Raw genomic sequence first — 19745 nt, forward strand, 5'->3', positions numbered from 1 at the left:
ATAACAAATCTTACTAAAATAGCTGATTACCGTAAAGCGATTCGTGATATGTTGTAATAGTTAAAATGTAATAGAAAAATGCGTTAGCAATAACTTGAATGCATGTACGAAATTAACTATTTCTATTAGTTGTAGCTGATAGAAGTATTTTTTGTCAAAATAAGCTTTTTTTAATTATATTCATGATGTTATTAACTTATCTCGCTGCATGAATAATTCCCCATTGTGTCTTTTTCGGAGTACTTGACAATGAAAGTGGCTTATCTGATGTCACGCTATCCTAAAATTACTGAAACTTTTATTTTAAATGAAGTAATGGCGATAGCGGATAACGGGATAGATGTAACGCTTTATCCCCTGCAAAAAGAAAAAGCCAGTGTCGTGCATCCAAGTGCATTAGCCTTGATGGATAAAGTCACGTTTACCCCTTTCATCTCTTTTAAGATTGTTGCAGCTTTGCTCAAGGTATTTTTTGCACAGCCAATAACTTTTTTGAAAACACTGTTTAATGTCATTCGATATAATTTAGTTTGTTCAAACTTTTTGCTTGGCGCAGTCGCTTTTTTCCCCAAAGCAGTGTATTTGTCAACGCTCTTTAAGAAAAAGGGTATTGAGCATATCCACGCGCACTTTGCTAATCATCCTGCAATGGTTGCATATGTGATTTATCAGCTTTCGGGTATTGGATATTCGTTTACCGCTCATGGTTCTGATCTTCATAAACGACAACAAATGCTAAAAGAAAAATTTGATGCTGCTGAATTTGCCGTGATGATTTCAAAATACAACGAAGATTTTTTTTATCAGCATACAAAAATAGAAAAAAGTCACAAGCTTCATATTGTGAGATGTGGAGTGGATACAGAAAGCTTTAGACCTAAATCTGAGAAACAAGAAAAAGTAATTAAAATTCTATGTGTAGCATCTTTACGTGAAGTAAAAGGTCATCGCTACTTAATCGATGCATGTTCTCTTTTGAAAAAAAGGGGTATTTCATTCCGTTTAACGCTAATTGGTGATGGCCCAATGCGTGATAATATTGAGTCGCAAATTGAAAGTTTAAAATTAAACGAACATGTCACACTGTTAGGTTCACAACCTCAAGAAGTCATTCAAAAGAACCTCGCTGAAAATGATATATTTACCCTGACCAGCTTTCAAACTTCTTCAGGCAATCGAGAAGGAATTCCGGTTGTGATAATGGAAGCGATGGCTTGTGGCTTGCCCATTGTTGCTTCCAATGTAAGTGGTATTCCAGAACTGGTAGAAGATGGTGTATCTGGTTTATTGTGTGAAACACAAAACCCTCAAAGTATAGCTGATAAATTATTAGAACTTTGCAATGATGATGCGAAGCGAAGAGGGATGGGTATTCAAGGACGGAAAATCGTTTTAGAAGAATTTGATTTACAAAAAAACGCAAACAAACTCGCAAAACTATTTGAAAAATTCAAAGCTACTAATTAGCTATGTTAAAGATGTTTTTAATTGTGAGTTTTGTTTATTCTAAAACGAGTATTACCATCGAATTAACGTTTTGAATGTAGCAAATAGCAACTGTATAGGGTGATATTTGTTACATTCATCATTATTACTTCTTAATCTACAAGTATTCAATGCCAACACAAGAAGTGTAGCGTTTGGCAATTTTAATTACTTTGTCTTTTGATTCGATGGTTTCTTCATCGTTTTTGAAAATGCGCTGTTCACACATACCGCGCATATTTGAAAATGTTTTTAAGCATTCTCGCGCACTTTTACCTACTGAGTCTTTAGTTGAGCCGTCGTTACAAAATTGCATAGCAAGCATATTTGACGCTACTTTTATCTCACCAATTTTAACTTCACTGTGTTCTACCTTACTCAGTAATTCTTGATAGTTAGTGACTTGGTTTTCAGAGTTCAAGTTGTAGTAAATGTATGTTCCGCCCAAAATTAGGCAAAGAAGTGCAATAAACTTCATAATCATTCCTTTGATATTGTTTTTATTGATTTAAATATTTAGTACTGCTTTTTAATAGCTTATCCTAACTGATTTTTGATCAAAAATTAAACGTTTGTTTGGGGTGTTATTTTGGTTTACTACTTTAAATGTGGTTTTTATTAAGATTTTTTCGTTTGTTGTACTCACTCAAAAGTAACAAAAACTACTATAAATAGAGGGGGCTAGGTAATGTAAAACTTAGCCCCTATTGGGAAATTTCTAAGCTAAATTGTTAACAAGCTTTGAACTATGCTGTGATTGCTCTAATTTTTCTGCGGCAAAACTATTAAATAACCAAAGTGCTAGCGCGGTAACAAACGCAATAGCGGCGCATAATAGCCAAAAGTTCGCGGGTTCATTAGCTTCAACAGCCCATTTGTTGTAACCCCAACCAGAGAGCTTACCTGCAAACAAAAAGCCAATGGCAGATGCCGTGTAAAGATAGCCTTGATACATCGCTGCTTTGTCTTTCGGCATTACTGAGGCTACGTATTCCTGCTGTTTTGGCGATGCCATCATTTCACCGAGCGAAAAGATAAGTAAAGCCGCTACCGCAAGCGCGCCACTTACAATCGCTCCAGCCTCTGAATTTGCCAGTAATAAATAACTGCTGGCAATCATTAGAGCGCCCGCAATAATTACATAAAAGGTTTTAAAGCGTGCGCTCAGTGCCGATACCAATACTTGTAATAGTACAATAGAGCCAAAGTTTACCGCAGCAATGTATTCAGGTTTAAACTGACGATAATCACTTGCCCACTGAGTCGCGAGTGTACTGATTTCAGCTTGAGACAGTGCGCTTAAGTTTGGTAAATGAGTTTGCAATACGTCTTTTGGAATGCGCACATTGTAGTTAGTTAATTCAAGGTAGGCTTTATGAAAGCTGTTTGCTTGGCTGTAATCAAATTGGCTTGCAAGCGCAGTGATTGCAGTTGTTAGCTGCGGCACATTAACAAACGAAGCGGCTTCGCCAAAGCCCGCATGAATTGAATTCGTTAGCATCACAAGATCACTGCTATCAACGTAGTCGCGAATAAAAAGCGGAAGGGTGATAAAAATTTGCATATAAACCAGCCAAAACCCGCTCAAAATCAAAATAAGTAACAAAAATGGTTTATTACCTATTTTTATTTTGCTGCTATACCAATGTGTTCCAGCTTTTGGCGCTAATATGTGCCAGACTAAGTTTAAACCTAGCCAACTTGCAATAAACCCGTAAGCGAATGACTCAGAAATTAATTTTGTACCTGGTAACATAAACGCAATGAGGATTGGAAAAACAAGTAACGCAAAGCGACCATTTCCCAGTACTTCTCGCATTTCTACGAGAATATCTTTAAGTGGTTTGGCTGGGGTGTTTTTGCGAATTTCAGCAGTTGGGTCGCGATAAAATAAAGTGACAGGGATAAAATTAATCGCAATCCACACTGCGGCCATAATAAACACCATATCCCAGCTTGTGTCTCGCATAATACCGGCAATAACTGGCCCTAAAAAGCCACCCACATTGACCATCATGTAAAAAACGCCAAAGCCTAAACTGCGATTGCTATCGTTGGTTGCATGAGTCACCGTGCCGGTGATCAATGGTTTGAAAATGCCAGCACCAATTGCAACACCCATAAAGGCTAGGAAAAACGCGCTATAGCTTGATACTTGACCTAGCAAGTAATAACACGGGGTCATCATTGCAAAGGCAAGTAACAGCATTTTTTTGTAGCCGTAGCGATCGCCTAATGCCCCAGTTAATGCAGGCAACAAGTAGATGCAAAATGGCACAAGCCCTTGTAAAAAACCGCGTTGCTCATCACTAAACCCCATACCGCCTTGCAGCACAGGGCTAGTCATATAAAGGGACGATACGGTAAAAAAACCATACCATGCTAATCGTTCAAATATCTCCATAATATTGGCAATGTAGAAGCTGCTGCCAAATGGACTGCGCAAAGGCTTGTGTGTTGTCATAACAATCTTTCTTTTTATTTTGAATATTGTATGCAATATATCAAAGGTGGTTTTTTTAGCAACAATGATGCGATTTTCTGTCTTGAATATGGGATATTTGGTAAGTTAAATTTAAATTAAGTATGTGCTAACTCATTAATAAATTGAAATATATTTCGCAAAAGTGAGCGATTTATGTGAAAAATCTGTATAACAGAAACATTGTTTATTAATTGAGTAATTTAAAATGAACTATAAAAACACATTACTACCTCTTTCACTTATTGCTGCCGCCGTTTTCTCTTTCTCTACAGTTGCCAGTGCACCTGTAGGTATTGATAACAGCCACCGCAGTGAAGCAAACCAAGCACGCGATTCATTTCGTAAGCCATACCAAACGCTTGAGTTTTTTGGTGTGACAGCTAATTCAAAAGTGGTTGAGATTATGCCTGGTGGCGGCTGGTACACTGAAGTATTAGCGCCAATGCTTGCAGCAGAGGGGCAGCTTGTAGCAGCTCACTACCCAATTACGACAAGCTCAAAATACCGTAAACGCTCACGCGAAAACTTTGAGAAAAAATTAAGCGATAACAAAAAAGTTTACGGCAATGTTGTTATCGCTGATTTTGATCCAAATGCGTCAATCGATGAAAAAACAAAAAACGCAGATGTAGTGTTAACCTTTAGAGGCTTACACGGATTGCAAAATGGTAATCAGTTAGCTGCTGCATTTAGTCAGTTTAATCAGATGCTTAAACAAGGTGGCAAATTAGGTGTTGTACAGCATCAAGCACCTGAAGGGTTTGATCCGGTAGCAACAGCGAAAAAAGGCTATTTGCCAAAATCACATGTAATTGCAGTGGCAAAAGCCGCTGGATTTGACTTAGAAGCTGAGGCGTATTTCCACAATAACGCGAAAGACCGCATTATTATTGATAATGTTGAAGCAGGCGTATGGGCACTGCCGCCTTCGCTTAATGCAAAGGAAAATAAAGAGCAGTACCAGTCAGTTGGTGAATCTAACCGTATGACATTACTTTTCAAAAAGCGTTAATTGAATCAGGCTTTAACCTTTAAAACGGGTTGGAGCCTAATACAAATCACGCATTTAGGGCTTAAAAATTGGCCACTATTGGCTTAGTTTTTAAAGCCCGTTTAGTTTATATTGAAAACAATAAAAATAAGCATAAGAAGACGAAACGTGGCACAAGCAGTTAAAAAAATCGTTATTGTAGGTGGGGGCACAACGGGGTGGATGGCAGCGGCGAGTTTATCGCGCTACATTCAAGACAAAGACATGTCGCTCACGCTAATCGAATCACCCAACATTAATACGGTTGGAGTAGGCGAAGCAACCATTCCTAATTTTGTCGATTTTAACCGTAATTTAGGCATTAACGATGCTGAATTAATTAAAGCCACACAAGCGACGTTTAAACTTGGTATTGAATTTGAAGAATGGTCGCAAAAAGGCGAGCGTTTTTTCCATCCTTTTGCAGCCTATGGCGCACAGATCGAAAATTTGGATTTTCATCAATATATCAACAAGCTCAATGCAGAAGGCAAACAGCTTGATATTGAAGATTACAGTTTCCCAATACAGCTTGCCAAAAAAGGCGGATTTGCGCAGCCAAACCCCAATCAGAATAATCCTCTAGCGCAATATTCTTACGCCTATCATATTGATGCGGTGTTATATGCTAAGTTTTTAACAGAGTTTTGTTCTAAACGTGGTGTTAACCATATTTTAGCGAATGTGAACGAAGTCAAACTCAATGCTGATAACGGGTTTATCCAAGCACTCACCCTTGATAATGGTACGTTTATCGAGGGCGATTTATTTATTGATTGCTCAGGTTTTAAAGGCGTATTAATTGAAGGGGCGATGGGTATTGGCCTTGATGATTTGAGTCATTTGCTACCTTGTGACAGCGCTGTCGCAGTGCAAACAGAACTGGTGGGTGAACCCACGCCATATACCCGCGCAATAGCAAAAGAAGCCGGTTGGCAATGGTGTATTCCGCTGCAGCACCGTATGGGCAATGGCTATATTTATTCAAGCAAATTCACGACAGATGAAGAAGCGAAACAAAGCCTGCTCGATAGTGTAAAAGGGCGCACAATTACGGATGTAAAAACCTTTAAATTCCCACTTGGCAGGCGTAAAGTAAGTTGGCATAAAAACTGTTTTGCCCTTGGTTTAGCTGCTGGCTTTTTAGAGCCGTTAGAGTCACTTGGCATTTCGTTAATTCAAACCGCGCTTGCTAAGCTGATGACTTTCTTCCCAGATATGTCTTTTAATCAAGCTGATATTGATGAAGTTAACCGTTTGCATAATGATGAGTTAGATCGCATTGTTGATTTTTTATTAGTGCACTACAAATTAACGCAACGCACCGACACCGCTTTTTGGCGTTACTGCCAAGAGATGCCTATTCCAAAAACGCTTGAGCACAAAATTGCCATGTATAAAAATCGCGGCCATGTGGTGATGTATGATAACGAGTCTTTCCAACAAGCAAGTTGGCTTTCAATGTTTTATGGTTTTAACGTTACTCCTTCCCGTTACGATGTACGTTTAGATCACTTTAACTCAAACGCGATTGCTGAAAACTTGGCGCAAATGAAAGCGCAAATTGCTATGGCCGCGAATAATTGTTTGAGTCATCAGGCATTTATTGATAAACATTGTAAAGCAAATAATGATGTGAAAAATCAATAATGTTAGTACCGTTTACAAAAACGCACATAGAACAGCTAGCGAGCTGGTTTCAAGATGAAGCCAGCCTTGCGAAGTGGTCAGGCCCAGGGTTCCGTTACCCTTTTACAGAAGAAACTTTCTTTCAAGATTTAAACACAGAGAAGCTAGCTTCATTTTGCTTGCTTTGTGAACAAGGTGAGTTTGTCGCATTTGGCCAATTTTATAATCGCTTAGAGCGCGTTCACCTTGCGCGTTTGGTGGTAAACCCAGCATTTCGTGGTAAAGGGATCGCAGAGCGTTTAATTTATAATTTAATTCAAGAAGGAAAAGTGCAGCTTCAGTTAGACAGCGCTTCGCTGTTTGTTTTGTCAGATAACTTACCTGCAATAACGGCCTATCAAAAATCGGGCTTTGCTAAAACGCAGTACCCAACGCATATTCCTTTAGAAAACTGCATATACATGGTTAGAGAGTGTTAATTTAACGGTGTTTGTACTGGGTTTTGCAATACCCACGTGAAATATCTGGATTTCGCAGTTTTAAATGCTTAGTGTTGCGGCCAGATACACGCGCTCGCCATAAACGAAAGCTGGCTGGTTTTAACGTCTGCCTCATTAATTGGATAACATTCTTCTCAGGTAATCCATAGAGTGTTTCGATGGCTTCAAATGGGGTTCTATCTTCCCACGCCATTTCGATAATGCGTGATTGATCAGATTCAGTCATTGGTGTGTAAATTAATTAAATGAATATTCTGAGTACGCTAAAAATCGTATTTTTGATCAGTTGTTAAGGTAATTAGCTGGAAAGTCGTTTTGTGGTGAGATTAAAGGAAAAGTACTTCAGCAGCTAAAGCAAAGGCGCTGCTGAAATATGTTAACACTAGTTAGAGAGAAGATTCACCCACTCATCCGGATTACTGATGATAAACTCATACGTTTCATTGTTTGTGCACGTAATGCGAATTGCATCTGAGCTAATAGGTAAAATGCCAGCGCCTTTGCCAACGCACTTTTCTACTTTAGCAATCGAAGATCGTTCGAATTTATATGGCCCTAAACCTAGCTTCTCATTAAACGGTTTAAAACAAATATCGTATTGTGACACTGAAAACTGACCATCAGCTCTTGTCACACCATTTTGAATGGTTGCCGTTGATGATTTTTCGCTATGATGTTGCATCTCACTTACTCCATGTAACCCAAATACACGTTAAAACTAAATTTAACTTAAATTTTGATTGCTACCTTAAGCGCTGAGATGTCTTCAAACAAGTTAAAAATTGTTAAAGCTCAAGCGATTACTTGTTTAAAAGAATCATCTTTTTAACAACGATGTTAAGAAAAGCCGTGGTTGTAAGTGATTTTATAGGTATATCGCAGTATTGGTTTTAGAAATTAGCAAAGCTAGTTTCAAGTTGATAGAAATAAGCTTTCCCTCATAGCGCGGATTTATTGTCTATACTCATTTTTAGATAATTGTTTTTACACTGCTTTGAGGTAATTGGGTGGCCTATAGTAAAGCTGAAGAAATTTTTAAAATTGTTGAGTCCAACAGTGTAAATTTACTTAGTAAATCAAAATGGCTTTTTATAATGGTTATTTTGCTTATTTTAACAACTGGTTTATCTGCCTATTACACCTTTCTTTCCCTTGCGAGTTTAGAGAAAACAGAACAAGGACGTTATCAAATGGTTTTGCTTAGCAATCAAGTGCGCCTTAGCTCTGACAATTTGACCTTGATGGCACGTGCCTATGCCGCAACGGGTAATGGAAAATACTTAACCTTTTTTAATCAAATTCTGGCTATTAGAAATGGCGAAGCACCACGGCCCAAGTATTATCAGCGGGTTTACTGGGATTTCTTAATGCCTGAAAACGGCGTTGCTCCGAGTGAAAACAGCGCTGCAATTTCATTGCAAACCATGTTAAACGAAGTGGGTATCACTGAAGAAGAAAGGCAAATGCTTAATGAAGCGCAATCAGCGTCAGATAAATTGGTTGAAATTGAGCAAAAAGCGTTTGCATTGGTAGCAGAAGGACTAAGTCAGGATATACCCTACAATGCGACGTCAGCGCGTTTGGCTGCGATAGATTTGCTCTATAGTGAGGCATATTTGCAAGCAAAAGCGTATATCATGGGAAAGGTAAACACCTTTTTACAACTTCAAGCACAAAGAACGCAATCCGCTATGCGTCATGCAAGTAAAGTAAATAGAGTGTCTTCTTTGTTTGCACTGGTGAGTTTTATATTGCTCTTTATCACGGTGATTGCATACGCCTACTTTAGACAGTTATATAGCAAGCGTTTGATTAACTTATTGAAAGAATCCGTTGATGGGCAATTTAATTTGCTTACTCAAAAAAATGAGATTTTAGCTGAGAATGCCAAAGTGATGAAAGACACTTTTGAGCAGTTAGTTGAAGCTGAAAAAATGGCATCGCTAGGCAGCTTAGTGTCAGGTGTTGCTCATGAAGTTAATACGCCACTTGGCATTGCAGTAACCTCTGGTGATTATATCGCGAGTGAAACCAAGTCACTTGAGAAAATGTTTAATGCTGAAACTCTGTCACGAAATGAGATTACTCGCTATTTTTCAAAAATGGATGAGTCGTTAAGGCTGTTAACGAGTAGTTTGCAACGTGCCGCAGGGCTTATTCAGTCTTTCAAGCAAGTGGCTGTTGACCAATCGCATAAAGACATTCGCAATATTCATCTAAAAGCTTACTTGGATGATGTGTTTGCTTCACTGACACCACTTTTTAAAAATAAAGGCATTACCATAAATAATCATGTGGACGAGTCTCTTTTATTGGAAGTGGAAGTGGGCGCTATTGGGCAAATTTTTACCAATCTAGTTAACAATTCGATTATTCACGGCTTTGACCAAGGACAAAGAGAAGGCGTAATTGCCATTGATGCCACAGAAACAGACGAGCATGTGATTATTTCATATCGCGATAATGGGGTAGGTATGAAAAACACTGTGCTTGAAAAAGTGTTTGAGCCTTTTTACACCACCAATCGCAGCAATGGCGGCAGCGGCCTTGGAATGAGCATTGTTTATAATCTTGTTACAGCCAAACTTCATGGAGCTATTGAATGTAAAAGCAAGGAGCTCGAATTTACTGAATTCAAAATTAAGCTGCCAAAAAAAGATCTATCAAGTTAAAGCCGGTTGGCCTTGTTCGATATTTGGAATTTTGGTCCAAACGCTTTGGCTTAACTTGTTTTTGTTCTGCAATTTATCCAAATGGTGAAATCTGCTACCCTTCGCACACTTTAGTTTGAGAGCAAAAAACATGATTAAAGATAACGACATTATAAATACATTAGATGAGCTAGAAGCGTTTTTATTATTAGTTGAAAATGGCGGTTTAGGTCTTAAAAATGTGGAAGGAGTCGCACTTGCCACGAACAATAGCAATGGTCGTCCGTTTATTGCTGTGTTAGATGATAAACATCAATTGCTTTTAGGCCGATGGGTGTCAAATGAAGTTTATGAAAACGGCAAAGATATGGTCAGATACGGCGTAAAGAAAACGCATTAAAACCGTTTATCATTAAAAGTGTTGGCGTTAACCAATAACCTTGCACCAGCACTTTTCAACCCTTTCTTGAAATTTAACCACATGTAATTTAAGGTTTATTTGTATCTTTAGGTCAAATGACCTACGTCAATTACCTCCCAGTTGGGCGTTTGTCCAATGTCAGCAAAGGTCAATTTCGTTACTGTTTGTTAAGTATTTTAACGTTACAAACAGGATGCATTTTATGACTCGTATCTATGATTTACCGACACGGATTTTCCACTGGCTATTTGCTGCTAGTTTTATTGTAGCTTTCAGTATTGCGAATTTGGTGGATGATGAATTAGCTATCTTTGCTTACCATATGATTGCAGGAGCAACACTTGGCCTTTGTATAGTCTGGCGCTTTATTTGGGGATTTATTGGCACTAAACATGCCCGCTTTAGTGATTATGTTTTAAAGCCAAAAGCGCTTATCTGCTACCTTAAAGAGAGCCTTACCAAGCATAAAAAGTCATGGATTGGCCATAATCCGGCCTCAAGCTGGGCTGCAATTGTGATGATGCTGTTAGCATTTTTCCTGATTGTTAGCGGTATTTTAATGACTACCGGGCCGTTTAATGAGGCAATTGAAGAGCTTCATGAACTTGCTGCAAATGCTTTTATGCTGGTTGTGGTGTTGCATATTCTTGGGGTGCTAGTACACACCATTAAACAACAAGACCCTATCGCAAAGAGTATGATTTCTGGCTATAAAAATAATATACCTTCAGGTGTTGAGTCAGTGAAATCACATGCTTACCTAGGCGCATTGTGTTTGATTATCACGCTCACATTTACAGGCACATTAGTCATAAACTTTGACCATAACCAAAAAACAACATCATTGTTTGGTGTAACATGGCATTTGCAAGAGTTTGAAAGCGAACATGAGCAACATCATGAAAATAATATCCACTACAACGAACACGAGTAAATCACGCTATGAGTAACAAAGACCGCCTAATTTTATTAACTACTTTGCTACTCATTACATTACTGATCGCGGTAGACCTTGCAACCGACCTTAACGAAGGGGTGGCTATCTGGCATTTAGTGATTGAGGGTTCAGCCGGAATAATGGCATTGCTGGGTATAGGTTATATTTTTCGTGATATGGTGAATTTAAAACATCAACTTTATCATCAACGCTTGCTTACGGAAAATTTACGCCAAGAAGCAACCGAGTGGCGGACACGCTCAAAAGAATATCTTGATGGGCTTTCGCACTTAATTAACGAACAATTGTGCCGTTGGCAGCTTTCACCCGCTGAAAAAGAAGTGACGTTCTTGCTTTTAAAAGGTATGAGTTTAAAAGACGTTGCGGCAATTAGAGGCACCAGTGAAAAAACGGCAAGGGCACAATCCATGGCGGTGTATGCCAAAGCAGGATTAAGCGGGCGCTCTGAATTGTCTGCGTTTTTTCTAGAAGATCTTTTACCTCAAAAATTTGAAAATGACTAACATGCTATCAATACATCCGTATTTTTTAGGCGCATGAATATGCTACTATTTGCCTCAATTCTTATTTTATAAAGCTTTGTTATGAATCTTAATTTTTCTGATTTTTCGCCGACGCAAATTTATCATTTAATGACGCAAACAATTATTCCGCGCCCAATAGCTTGGGTTATGACAGATTCTGGCGAAGCTAATTATAATTTAGCGCCATTTTCTTATTTTACGGCGGTTTCAAGTAGCCCCCCTTTGATGATGTTCTCAGTCGGCAAAAAACCATCAGGTGAAGTAAAAGATACGGTTAAAAACATTATTGAAACGCGCCAGTGCGTGATCCATATTGCATCTAAAGATGATGCTAATTTGGTAACGCAAACGGCTGCGACGCTTGATCATGGCGAGTCAGAAGTTGCTATCAATAATATTGCATTAAGCGATTTTGACGGCTTTGCTATGCCGCGTGTGGCCGGGTGTAATATTGCTTATGGCTGTGAGCTTTATGAGATCAAAGAAATTGGCGATGTGCCGCAAACTTTAGTGTTTGTTGAAATTAAAACCTTGTATATCGGTGATGACGTAGTATCACTTGATGCAAAAAACCGCATTAAGGTGAATGCCGATAAAGTAAACCCGTTAGCGCGTTTAGGTGGCGGAGAATATTCGGGCATAACGTCAGCATTTGGTATCGAACGCCCTGAATAAATAAAATGCACAGTGAGCCTTCAAATGCTCACTGTGATTCAAGACTAAGCTGATTAAACTTTTGCTTAAGCTCGGTATTTTCTTTTTGTAACTGCCTAACATTAAGTACTAATTTCAGTACGTTTTTAAGTTCAAAATTATCCCAAGGTTTGGTTAAAATAATGGCTGCAATGTCATCACTAATTGCACGTTGGCAAAGCTCCATATCGGAGTAACCAGAGAGTAATACACGCCCTATACTCGGATTATACCCTTTTATTTGTGATAACAACTCAACACCATCCATTACTGGCATACGAATATCAGACAGTACTAAATCAATGTCATTTTGCTTCACAATCTCAAGCGCGTTTTCAGGTTCACTGCATTTTGTAATGGTATAGTCCTTACGCAGTAAACGAGCGATTGCGTTAGTTACTTCCGGCTCATCATCAACCAGTAAAATATGTTGCATATATCACTCCTTTCCTATTAATAATAAAACACTTTTTTAAACTTGGCATAATGCATTTACGCGCAAAATGGCGAGCCGTTTTAAATCAGAGCATAAATGCTTTAAATGGCGCTTATGCGGATACTCTTTAAATGCTTTGTAAGAAAATGAAATGGCTGTAGATAAATCACCATCTTCACGGTGCATCTCGCCATAAGATTCAAGCAGTCGTGCATTTGCTTTGCGACGCGTCGTTGGCTCTACATTACCAAGTGTGCAAATGCGTTCGGTGATCTCGGCCATGGCATCAATACGGTTTTGTTTATTTGCCGTGATAGAATTTGGACGCATTAGGTAATCCATTGTAATGTCCTCACAAAAACCAATCTCACTAATAAGTGCAATGCGCAGCCAGCAATCCCAATCACTGGCGCTGCGAAGGCTTGGATCAAACCCGCCTGCACGTTCAATAATTTCTTTGTTTACCATTACACAGGAAGTACCGATAACGTTGGCAATCAGCAATAAGTTAAGAGCGTTTGCTAACAGTTGATAATTGGTGTTATTTGCATCGCGGTACTTTTTGAACTCGGGCCAATAAGAAAAGCAATCGATAATATTTTGATACTGCATATCCACATGCTGGTAGTTGGTAAATGTTAGGCCGCAATTGCGGTTAGCCAACATAAAGTCTACTTGTTTGCGTAATTTACTTGGGTACCAATAATCATCGGCATCAAGAAAAGCAATAAACTGACTATTCGCTTTTTTGATTGCACGATTGCGCGCAGCAATCACCCCTAAGTTTGGCTGAGTGATAACTCGCAATTGATTGTATTTTTTTTCAGCTTGTAACAACCATTCAAGCGAACCATCGGTAGAACCATCGTCGACAACAATTAATTCAAAACGCACATCTTGTTGCTGTAATACACTATCGATGGCTTTTGGCAAGTAAGCCAAACAGTTGTAATTAGGCATAATAATCGAAACTTCTTTACACATAGCAAATTCCTCCGAGTGATAAAGTAAATACGCAAGGTGTATGCCGAGGCAAAAAGCAGCAAATAAGGGTTAAAAAGCAAATTTGCTTTGCAAAATGCAACGGAACAATTGCAAATCGGTAAAAATTGCGTGATTCAATGCTGATTTTTGTCGGCATAAAGATTGCGATAGAGGTGTATCGACTTTGTTAGGAGAGCACCATGAAACATATTGCAATTTATGTCCCGCAGTTTCCGGTTCCATCTGAAACCTTTGTGATTACTGAAATAGAAGCACTTAGAGCTGCGGGTCACAAAGTGAGTGTAATAACGATGGAGCACTTAGCTCATGCTAACCAATTTGATTTCGAAGTGTTCGAACTAAAACGCGAGCGCATTACAACTACACTTAAAGGGTTATGGTGCACCACTGTACAAGGGGCTGTAAATGCTTATAAGGCGGCATCAAGTCAGCATGCGATACGCAACTTATCACTGCTTTATTTTGGTCTTCAAATTAACTACCTGATTAAAAAACAGCAGATCTCACATATTCACTGCCATTTTATGCACAGTAGTTTGGCCTATGGCATTGTGGCTGCAAAATACGCAGGTATTGGGGTATCAAGTGTAGGCCATGGCCACGATGTGTACGTTAATGCCAACGATCTTAACGCTAAACTGGCATTTTGTGATTTTAATGTGGCTGTTTGCCAAGATATGTTTCACTTGCTGCAAAATATTAAAACGCACTCGGTCCATTTGCTTCACTGTGGTGTCGATGTAACTAAGTTTACGCATCACAAATCACCAGGCAATCATCAAGTTAAGTTACTGTTTGTTGGTAGGTTAGTGGATAAAAAGGGTATTGAATTTGCGCTTCAAGCATTAGCGGATATTCCTGCACCACAAAGGCCACAGCTTGATATTGTCGGCAGCGGTCCTAAGCTCGCATCATTAGTTGCCAGTGTGAATTATTTACACCTTAACAAATGGGTACGTTTTTTAGGTCAACGCGATTCTCACGAAATTATAACGCTTTCAAAAGAGTACGATGCCTTTATAGCGCCGTTTTGCATTGCTGAGAATGGTGACAAAGATACCGGCCCTGTGGTGTTAAAAGAAGCAATGGCGATGGGGTTACCAACCATCACTACAAATATTATGGGCTGCACCGAAATTGTAGATGAAAGCTGTGGTTACACAGTACCGAGTAAAGACAGCGCAGCGCTAAAAAAGGCCATTTTAACATTCTGCCAATTGCCAGAAGCCGAGCGCAGTAAAATGCGTTTGGCGGCGCGCAATCGTGTACAAGCACACTTTAATGCTCGCAAACAGGGTTTGAAACTCTCTTATTTAATTGAACAGGTGGCGTATGAAAATTAATACGCCATTTATTCACTACACGTTAGCGATTGCTGGCTTAAAGGGCATAAGCTTGCTGATGCTGCCGATAGTAACGCGCTTTTTACCCCCCGAAAGTTACGGTACGTTAAATTTTCTTGTCAGCATTGGCGCGATGCTAAGTATTTTTCTTGGCTTTGGTATGGCAGAAATGCTGTTTCAATTTACGGCTAAAATTCCTTGTTCCCAACTAGAATCATTTATTGCCCGAGGCATTAAGTTTACCTTTTTGGCAAGTGGCGTTTTCTTAGCACTTGCGATTTTGGCAGCAGATATATGGCTAAGCCTATTGCCAATAACGATTGAAAAACACCATTTTATTGTACTGATGACAAATTTAGCGCTCAGTTCAGTACAAGCTATTTACTTAACCCGTTACCGGATTTTGCAGCAGTCCAAGCCTTATATGCTGGTGGCATTATGCCAAGGGACAGCGCAAGCAGTGCTCACATATATGCTGCTATCGTTTAACTTGGGTATTTTTGGGGTATTACTCAGCGGGTGTATTACCACTTTTGTGGTGACTTCAAGCTTAGTGGTATTACATAGCCATGTGTTGTTAATCAAAGCACCTTTTCTCTCACGTAAGCACTTGCGTTATGGCGCTTATATTGCACTTTCAGCATTGTTTCTTTATGGCTTAGGTGGTGCTGAGAACTGGTTTATTGTCGGTACGTTAGGCGAGTCTCAGCTTGCGTATTATTTTATTGCAACGCAATTTTCATTGGCGTTATCACTGGCATTTGAGCCTTTTCGTTTATGGTGGTTTCCACTGCGTTTTAAGCGTTTTTATGCCAATCCAGAATTAGCAGCGAGAGGGGCTGTTATGGGGTGCTTTATCATCACGTTACTTGCATTGTGCATGATGATATTTGCCCCCTTTATTATTCAGTGGTTATTACCTAGTAACTACCATGCAAGCAGTGAATATATTGCAATTTTGTGTGTGATTTTGGTGATCAAAACTTATGCAGAGCTGCTTAATTTAGGGTGTTACCTTGATAAAAATACTGTTTTCGTACCACTTATTAATGGCGTATGTGCACTAATTGCCCTTGTGAACATTGCATCTACTACTGCTAAGTGGGGAATTAATGGGGTGTTTGCAGGCTTGATATTAGCGCATACATTACGCTTTTTTAGTTTTTATCTGATAAGCCAACGTATTGCCCATTTACCCTATCAACTGAGTTTTGTCGTCGTCGCGTTTAGTTTGCTGGTAATGCAATTAGTGCTGGCAGAATCAGTTTGGCAAAATGCCCTGTTATTAGGAGTTGCTGCTCTTTGCGCTGTTAAGGTGCTATTTACCCACCAGTTAACTAAAACGGGAGGTAAATATGAATACTCTTAATCCACACCAAGATGCTTTTATATCACCGTTTAAGCTGACAACGTTTGGGTTATTGGTGAGTATTACTGTGATTGCGCTTTTTAAGATTGCAGGCCCCGCGGCACCATTTGCACTACTTCTGTTACCGTTTGCTCTCTTTTTTACAGTGCGTTATAGCGTGATCTTTGTCATTTTATTTATTCTGTTTAGTTATTTTCGTATTCACGAAGCCTTTCCAGTATTAATGCCATTAAAAATTCCTAAATTACTGGCCTTGGCATCTTTGTTTGGCATCGTATGGCACTTGGTGTTAAGCAAAAAGCTCACACCATTTTGGCACCCTGCTCATAGTGCATTTTTATTCTTTTTTGCCTGGTTAACACTGTGCGTAATGATGGCGACAAATCGCGGCATGGCAATTGAATATTGGAGTTCAACCTTAAGTAAAGTGTTGATTATGGTATTTGTTATCAGTTGGTGGGTAAATACGCCCCGGGCTTTTATTATCGCTCGAGTTGGGATCATGTGTAGTGGTGCTCTAATAGCCTCAGTTGCTGTATCCAACAAGTTGCAAGGTATCGGCTTGGTGGAAGGTACTCGAGTTACAATTTCACGTCATTTACAGTCGCAAATTGGTGACCCAAACGACCTCTCTTTAGTACTGCTGTTCCCTGTGTCATTTTTCTGTGCCGAATTATTTAACAAAGAAAGTAAACCGGTGTTCCGTGGACTGGCATTTTTAGGTTTATGTTTAGTGGTGTACGGCATTATCGCGACTCAAAGCAGAGGCGGCTTGTTAGGCGTAATGGCGATTATTGCTTATTTTCTTGCGCGCACGGTTAAAAACCCAGTGGTGTTGATTTCTATTTTAGTAATGGGATTAAGTGTGTTGCTAGTGGCTGCTGGCATAAGCGATAGGCAAAGTGGTGGCGCTGCCGAAAGTGGGGTTGATGAATCAGCAATGGGGCGGATTTATGCTTGGCAAGCCGCAATTAATATGGCGCTCTCAAATCCACTTACCGGTGTTGGGGTTAATAACTTCTATGTGAATTATTTCTTTTATAGCCCACATTGGGATGGCAAAAATCACGCAGTACACAGTACCTGGTTTCAAGTATTAGGTGAAACTGGTTTTGTCGGAATTTCGCTTTTTGCAACGCTTATCGCGACGATTTATCGCACCTTAAAACGCAGTGGGTCACTTGTTAAGTATTGCATAGAGCCCAATCTGCTGGTCAATGTACAAGCTTTAAAGGCAGGATTAATAGGCTTTGTCGTCTCTGGCACCTTTTTAACGCAAGCGTTTACATGGCCAATCTATATTGTGCTTTCGCTTAGTATTGCGTTGGAACGAATGCTGCAACTCACCAGTAAATCGCATGTGGAGGTTAACCATGATAGCTGATATGAAAAATTGGGTAAAAAGCAGTGACACTGGGTTTGGTAAATTTTGCCGTAGCAGTTTTTATGCATTTAAACATATCGAAATGCCGGTGATCCCAGTGCTTTACAAAGTACTGTTTGTTGTTCATCACAGCATTAAAAATATCTGGCAAAAAGCGCTTCAGTTTTTTTATTTCACGCCCATGTTTAAAAGCCAACTCAGCGGCTCAAAAAAACGTTTAACGCTGCAATGCGGTATGCCGCAAGTACTCGGCGCTTTAGCAATAACCGTTGGCGATGATGTCAGAATGTCAGGCATTGCAACATTTTGTGCCCGTTATAACCCTGAAAAAATGGCGCAATTGGTGATTGGCAATAATGTTGATGTTGGTTGGCAAAATGCTTTTTCGGTAGGCACGCGTATAGAACTTCATGATGATGTACGCCTTGCAGGAAAGGTGTTTTTAGCGGGTTTTCCAGGGCACCCACTTAACTGCGCTGAACGCGCAAAAGGCAAACCTGATTTACCTGAGCAAGCCGGCGATATCATTATTAAACAAGGCGCCTGGATCGGCACAGGCGCAACCGTACTGGCTGGCGTTACAGTAGGGCAAGGGGCAATTGTGGCAGCAAATGCTGTTGTTACCAAAGATGTGCCCGATTTTTCTTTAGTAGCAGGGAATCCTGCGAAAATCATCAAGCAAGTAAGCTAGGGAGGCAACATGAAATTTGTCGTATTCGCAGAAGACTGGGCTCGCCATCCAAGTAGCACCCAACATATTTTTAAAGTGATTGCCGAGCAATACGATGTCACTTGGTTTAATTCTGTTGGCATGCGCAAACCTAAATTTAATTTTAATGATGTAAAACGAGTGTTTGGCAAATTGAAATTAATGCTGTTAAATCGCAGTAAAACGCCAACGGACAAAGTACCAGTAGATGCCCGCAATCCGCTGATTTTACCTTGGCATGATAGAAAGTGGGTGCGCGAATTTAATAAACAGCAAATCGCTAAACAAATCGATTTATCCTCATCAGAACCCATTGTTTATTGGGTAAGTGTGCCAACCGCTATCAATATGATCCAACTGCGCCCACAAGATAGCCTAATTTATTATTGTGGTGACGATTTTTCGAACCTTGCAGGTGTGGATCCTGAATTGATCAAAGAAAGTGAACTTCGTCTGATTCATCAAGCACATAATATTTTTGTCGTCAGTAAAGTGCTGCTTGATAAAATGCCAAAACACAAAACTCTAATGCTTGAACATGGCGTTGATTATGCTCTTTTTAGCGAGTTAAAAAAACGCAATAGTCAGCTTAATCAGCTAGATAATATAGTCGGTTTTTATGGCTCGTTATCTGAATGGTTGGATGTCGATTTACTAATAAAACTTGCCAAGGCACGCCCGCATTATAATTTAGTGCTGATTGGCAAGGCGCATATTGATATTAGCGCATTAATTGCTTTGCCAAACGTAACCTATATTGAACAGATGGCACATCATCAACTGGCAAGTTTTTCACAGCACTGGCAAGTATCGCTGTTACCATTTTTATTTAACGGCCAAATTAAGGCGTGTAATCCATTAAAATTAAAAGAATATTTAGCAGCAGGTAAACCCATTGTGTCTAGTCATTTCCCAGCAGTAGAGCGTTATAAAGACGCGGTATTAATTGCCCGTGATCATGTTGGTTTTATTGCGAGGGTCGACCATGCCATGGTGATTTCTAAAAATCCATTTTTAGACTGGCGAACTTACTCTCAGCAGCTTGTCGAAAAACACAGTTGGCAGCAAAAAGCCGCCTTTGTTATGGAGCAACTCGTATAAGCGCTATTTAGCGCTTATTTTT

General features: G+C 39.6%; 20 protein-coding genes. 14 read left to right on the forward strand and 6 right to left on the reverse strand.

Translation table 11 applies throughout. From position 1 onward, the window contains the following. Positions 1–249 precede the first annotated feature (249 nt). Positions 250–1467 carry a glycosyltransferase gene (locus AAEU29_RS09500; RefSeq protein WP_421973094.1) on the forward strand — a complete coding sequence of 406 codons (1218 nt, stop codon included), beginning with the start codon at positions 250–252 and terminating at the stop codon, positions 1465–1467. Positions 1468–1603: 136 nt separating this feature from the next. Here the strand turns inward: AAEU29_RS09500 and AAEU29_RS09505 are convergent, their stop codons facing one another. Further along, positions 1604–1963 carry a hypothetical protein gene (locus AAEU29_RS09505; protein ID WP_421973095.1) on the reverse strand — a complete coding sequence of 120 codons (360 nt, stop codon included), beginning with the start codon at positions 1961–1963 and terminating at the stop codon, positions 1604–1606. Between the two features lie 240 nt (positions 1964–2203). Continuing rightward, positions 2204–3949: an MFS transporter gene (locus AAEU29_RS09510; protein WP_421973096.1), complete on the reverse strand. Its 1746-nt coding sequence runs from the start codon at positions 3947–3949 to the stop codon at positions 2204–2206. Between the two features lie 226 nt (positions 3950–4175). Between AAEU29_RS09510 and AAEU29_RS09515 the strand changes: the two genes are divergently transcribed. From AAEU29_RS09515 to AAEU29_RS09525, 3 genes are all read left to right on the forward strand, one after another. Further along, positions 4176–4982 (forward strand): class I SAM-dependent methyltransferase, encoded by an 807-nt coding sequence (locus tag AAEU29_RS09515; protein WP_421973097.1) that lies wholly within the window; start codon positions 4176–4178, stop codon positions 4980–4982. Positions 4983–5129: 147 nt separating this feature from the next. Further along, complete coding sequence (locus tag AAEU29_RS09520; protein ID WP_421973098.1) at positions 5130–6650, forward strand: tryptophan halogenase family protein; 1521 nt, start codon at positions 5130–5132, stop codon at positions 6648–6650. Further along, the gene (locus tag AAEU29_RS09525; RefSeq protein WP_421973099.1) at positions 6650–7108 is read left to right on the forward strand and encodes a GNAT family N-acetyltransferase; all 459 of its coding nucleotides are present in this window, start codon (positions 6650–6652) and stop codon (positions 7106–7108) included. Before AAEU29_RS09520 ends, AAEU29_RS09525 begins: the two co-directional genes overlap by 1 nt. A gap of 1 nt (position 7109) precedes the next feature. On the opposite strand, the gene AAEU29_RS09530 is transcribed toward AAEU29_RS09525, so the two are convergent. Together AAEU29_RS09530 and AAEU29_RS09535 are read right to left on the reverse strand one after the other, a co-directional pair. Further along, positions 7110–7355, reverse strand: a complete 246-nt coding sequence (locus tag AAEU29_RS09530; RefSeq protein WP_421973100.1) for a TIGR03643 family protein — start codon at positions 7353–7355, stop codon at positions 7110–7112. 156 nt (positions 7356–7511) lie between these two features. After that, entirely contained in the window at positions 7512–7811 is a 300-nt protein-coding gene (locus tag AAEU29_RS09535) for a hypothetical protein (RefSeq protein ID WP_421973101.1), read from the reverse strand. Positions 7812–8136: 325 nt separating this feature from the next. On the opposite strand from AAEU29_RS09535, the gene AAEU29_RS09540 reads away from it, so the two are divergent. From AAEU29_RS09540 to AAEU29_RS09560, 5 genes are all read left to right on the forward strand, one after another. Further along, positions 8137–9801: an ATP-binding protein gene (locus AAEU29_RS09540; protein WP_421973102.1), complete on the forward strand. Its 1665-nt coding sequence runs from the start codon at positions 8137–8139 to the stop codon at positions 9799–9801. A gap of 130 nt (positions 9802–9931) precedes the next feature. Beyond that, positions 9932–10180, forward strand: coding sequence for a hypothetical protein (locus tag AAEU29_RS09545; protein WP_421973103.1), 249 nt, complete (start codon positions 9932–9934; stop codon positions 10178–10180). Between the two features lie 223 nt (positions 10181–10403). Then, positions 10404–11135: a cytochrome b/b6 domain-containing protein gene (locus AAEU29_RS09550; protein ID WP_421973104.1), complete on the forward strand. Its 732-nt coding sequence runs from the start codon at positions 10404–10406 to the stop codon at positions 11133–11135. 8 nt (positions 11136–11143) lie between these two features. Continuing rightward, positions 11144–11662, forward strand: coding sequence for a helix-turn-helix transcriptional regulator (locus tag AAEU29_RS09555; protein WP_421973105.1), 519 nt, complete (start codon positions 11144–11146; stop codon positions 11660–11662). 81 nt (positions 11663–11743) lie between these two features. Beyond that, a complete protein-coding gene (locus tag AAEU29_RS09560) occupies positions 11744–12358 on the forward strand; it encodes a flavin reductase family protein (protein ID WP_421973106.1) in 615 nt (204 codons plus the stop codon). 28 nt (positions 12359–12386) lie between these two features. On the opposite strand, the gene AAEU29_RS09565 is transcribed toward AAEU29_RS09560, so the two are convergent. Together AAEU29_RS09565 and AAEU29_RS09570 are read right to left on the reverse strand one after the other, a co-directional pair. After that, on the reverse strand, positions 12387–12812 hold the full coding sequence (locus AAEU29_RS09565) for a response regulator (RefSeq protein WP_421973107.1): 426 nt from the start codon (positions 12810–12812) through the stop codon (positions 12387–12389). Positions 12813–12848: 36 nt separating this feature from the next. Continuing rightward, positions 12849–13796: a glycosyltransferase family 2 protein gene (locus AAEU29_RS09570; RefSeq protein WP_421973108.1), complete on the reverse strand. Its 948-nt coding sequence runs from the start codon at positions 13794–13796 to the stop codon at positions 12849–12851. Positions 13797–13996: 200 nt separating this feature from the next. Between AAEU29_RS09570 and AAEU29_RS09575 the strand changes: the two genes are divergently transcribed. From AAEU29_RS09575 to AAEU29_RS09595, 5 genes are read left to right on the forward strand one after another with little or no spacing between them, the layout of a single operon-like run. Next, positions 13997–15160, forward strand: a complete 1164-nt coding sequence (locus AAEU29_RS09575) for a glycosyltransferase (RefSeq protein ID WP_421973109.1) — start codon at positions 13997–13999, stop codon at positions 15158–15160. After that, positions 15150–16529, forward strand: a complete 1380-nt coding sequence (locus tag AAEU29_RS09580) for a lipopolysaccharide biosynthesis protein (protein ID WP_421973110.1) — start codon at positions 15150–15152, stop codon at positions 16527–16529. The genes AAEU29_RS09575 and AAEU29_RS09580 overlap by 11 nt, the downstream gene beginning before the upstream one ends. Further along, the gene (locus AAEU29_RS09585; RefSeq protein WP_421973111.1) at positions 16516–17913 is read left to right on the forward strand and encodes an O-antigen ligase family protein; all 1398 of its coding nucleotides are present in this window, start codon (positions 16516–16518) and stop codon (positions 17911–17913) included. Before AAEU29_RS09580 ends, AAEU29_RS09585 begins: the two co-directional genes overlap by 14 nt. Beyond that, positions 17903–18604, forward strand: a complete 702-nt coding sequence (locus AAEU29_RS09590) for an acyltransferase (RefSeq protein ID WP_421973112.1) — start codon at positions 17903–17905, stop codon at positions 18602–18604. The genes AAEU29_RS09585 and AAEU29_RS09590 overlap by 11 nt, the downstream gene beginning before the upstream one ends. Before the next feature lie 9 nt (positions 18605–18613). Beyond that, entirely contained in the window at positions 18614–19723 is a 1110-nt protein-coding gene (locus tag AAEU29_RS09595) for a glycosyltransferase (RefSeq protein ID WP_421973113.1), read from the forward strand. The last annotated feature ends 22 nt before the right edge of the window (positions 19724–19745 follow it).

Origin of the sequence: Pseudoalteromonas aquimarina (genome assembly GCF_049257255.1) — a bacterium.
In the GTDB taxonomy this organism is placed as follows: Bacteria; Pseudomonadota; Gammaproteobacteria; order Enterobacterales; family Alteromonadaceae; genus Pseudoalteromonas.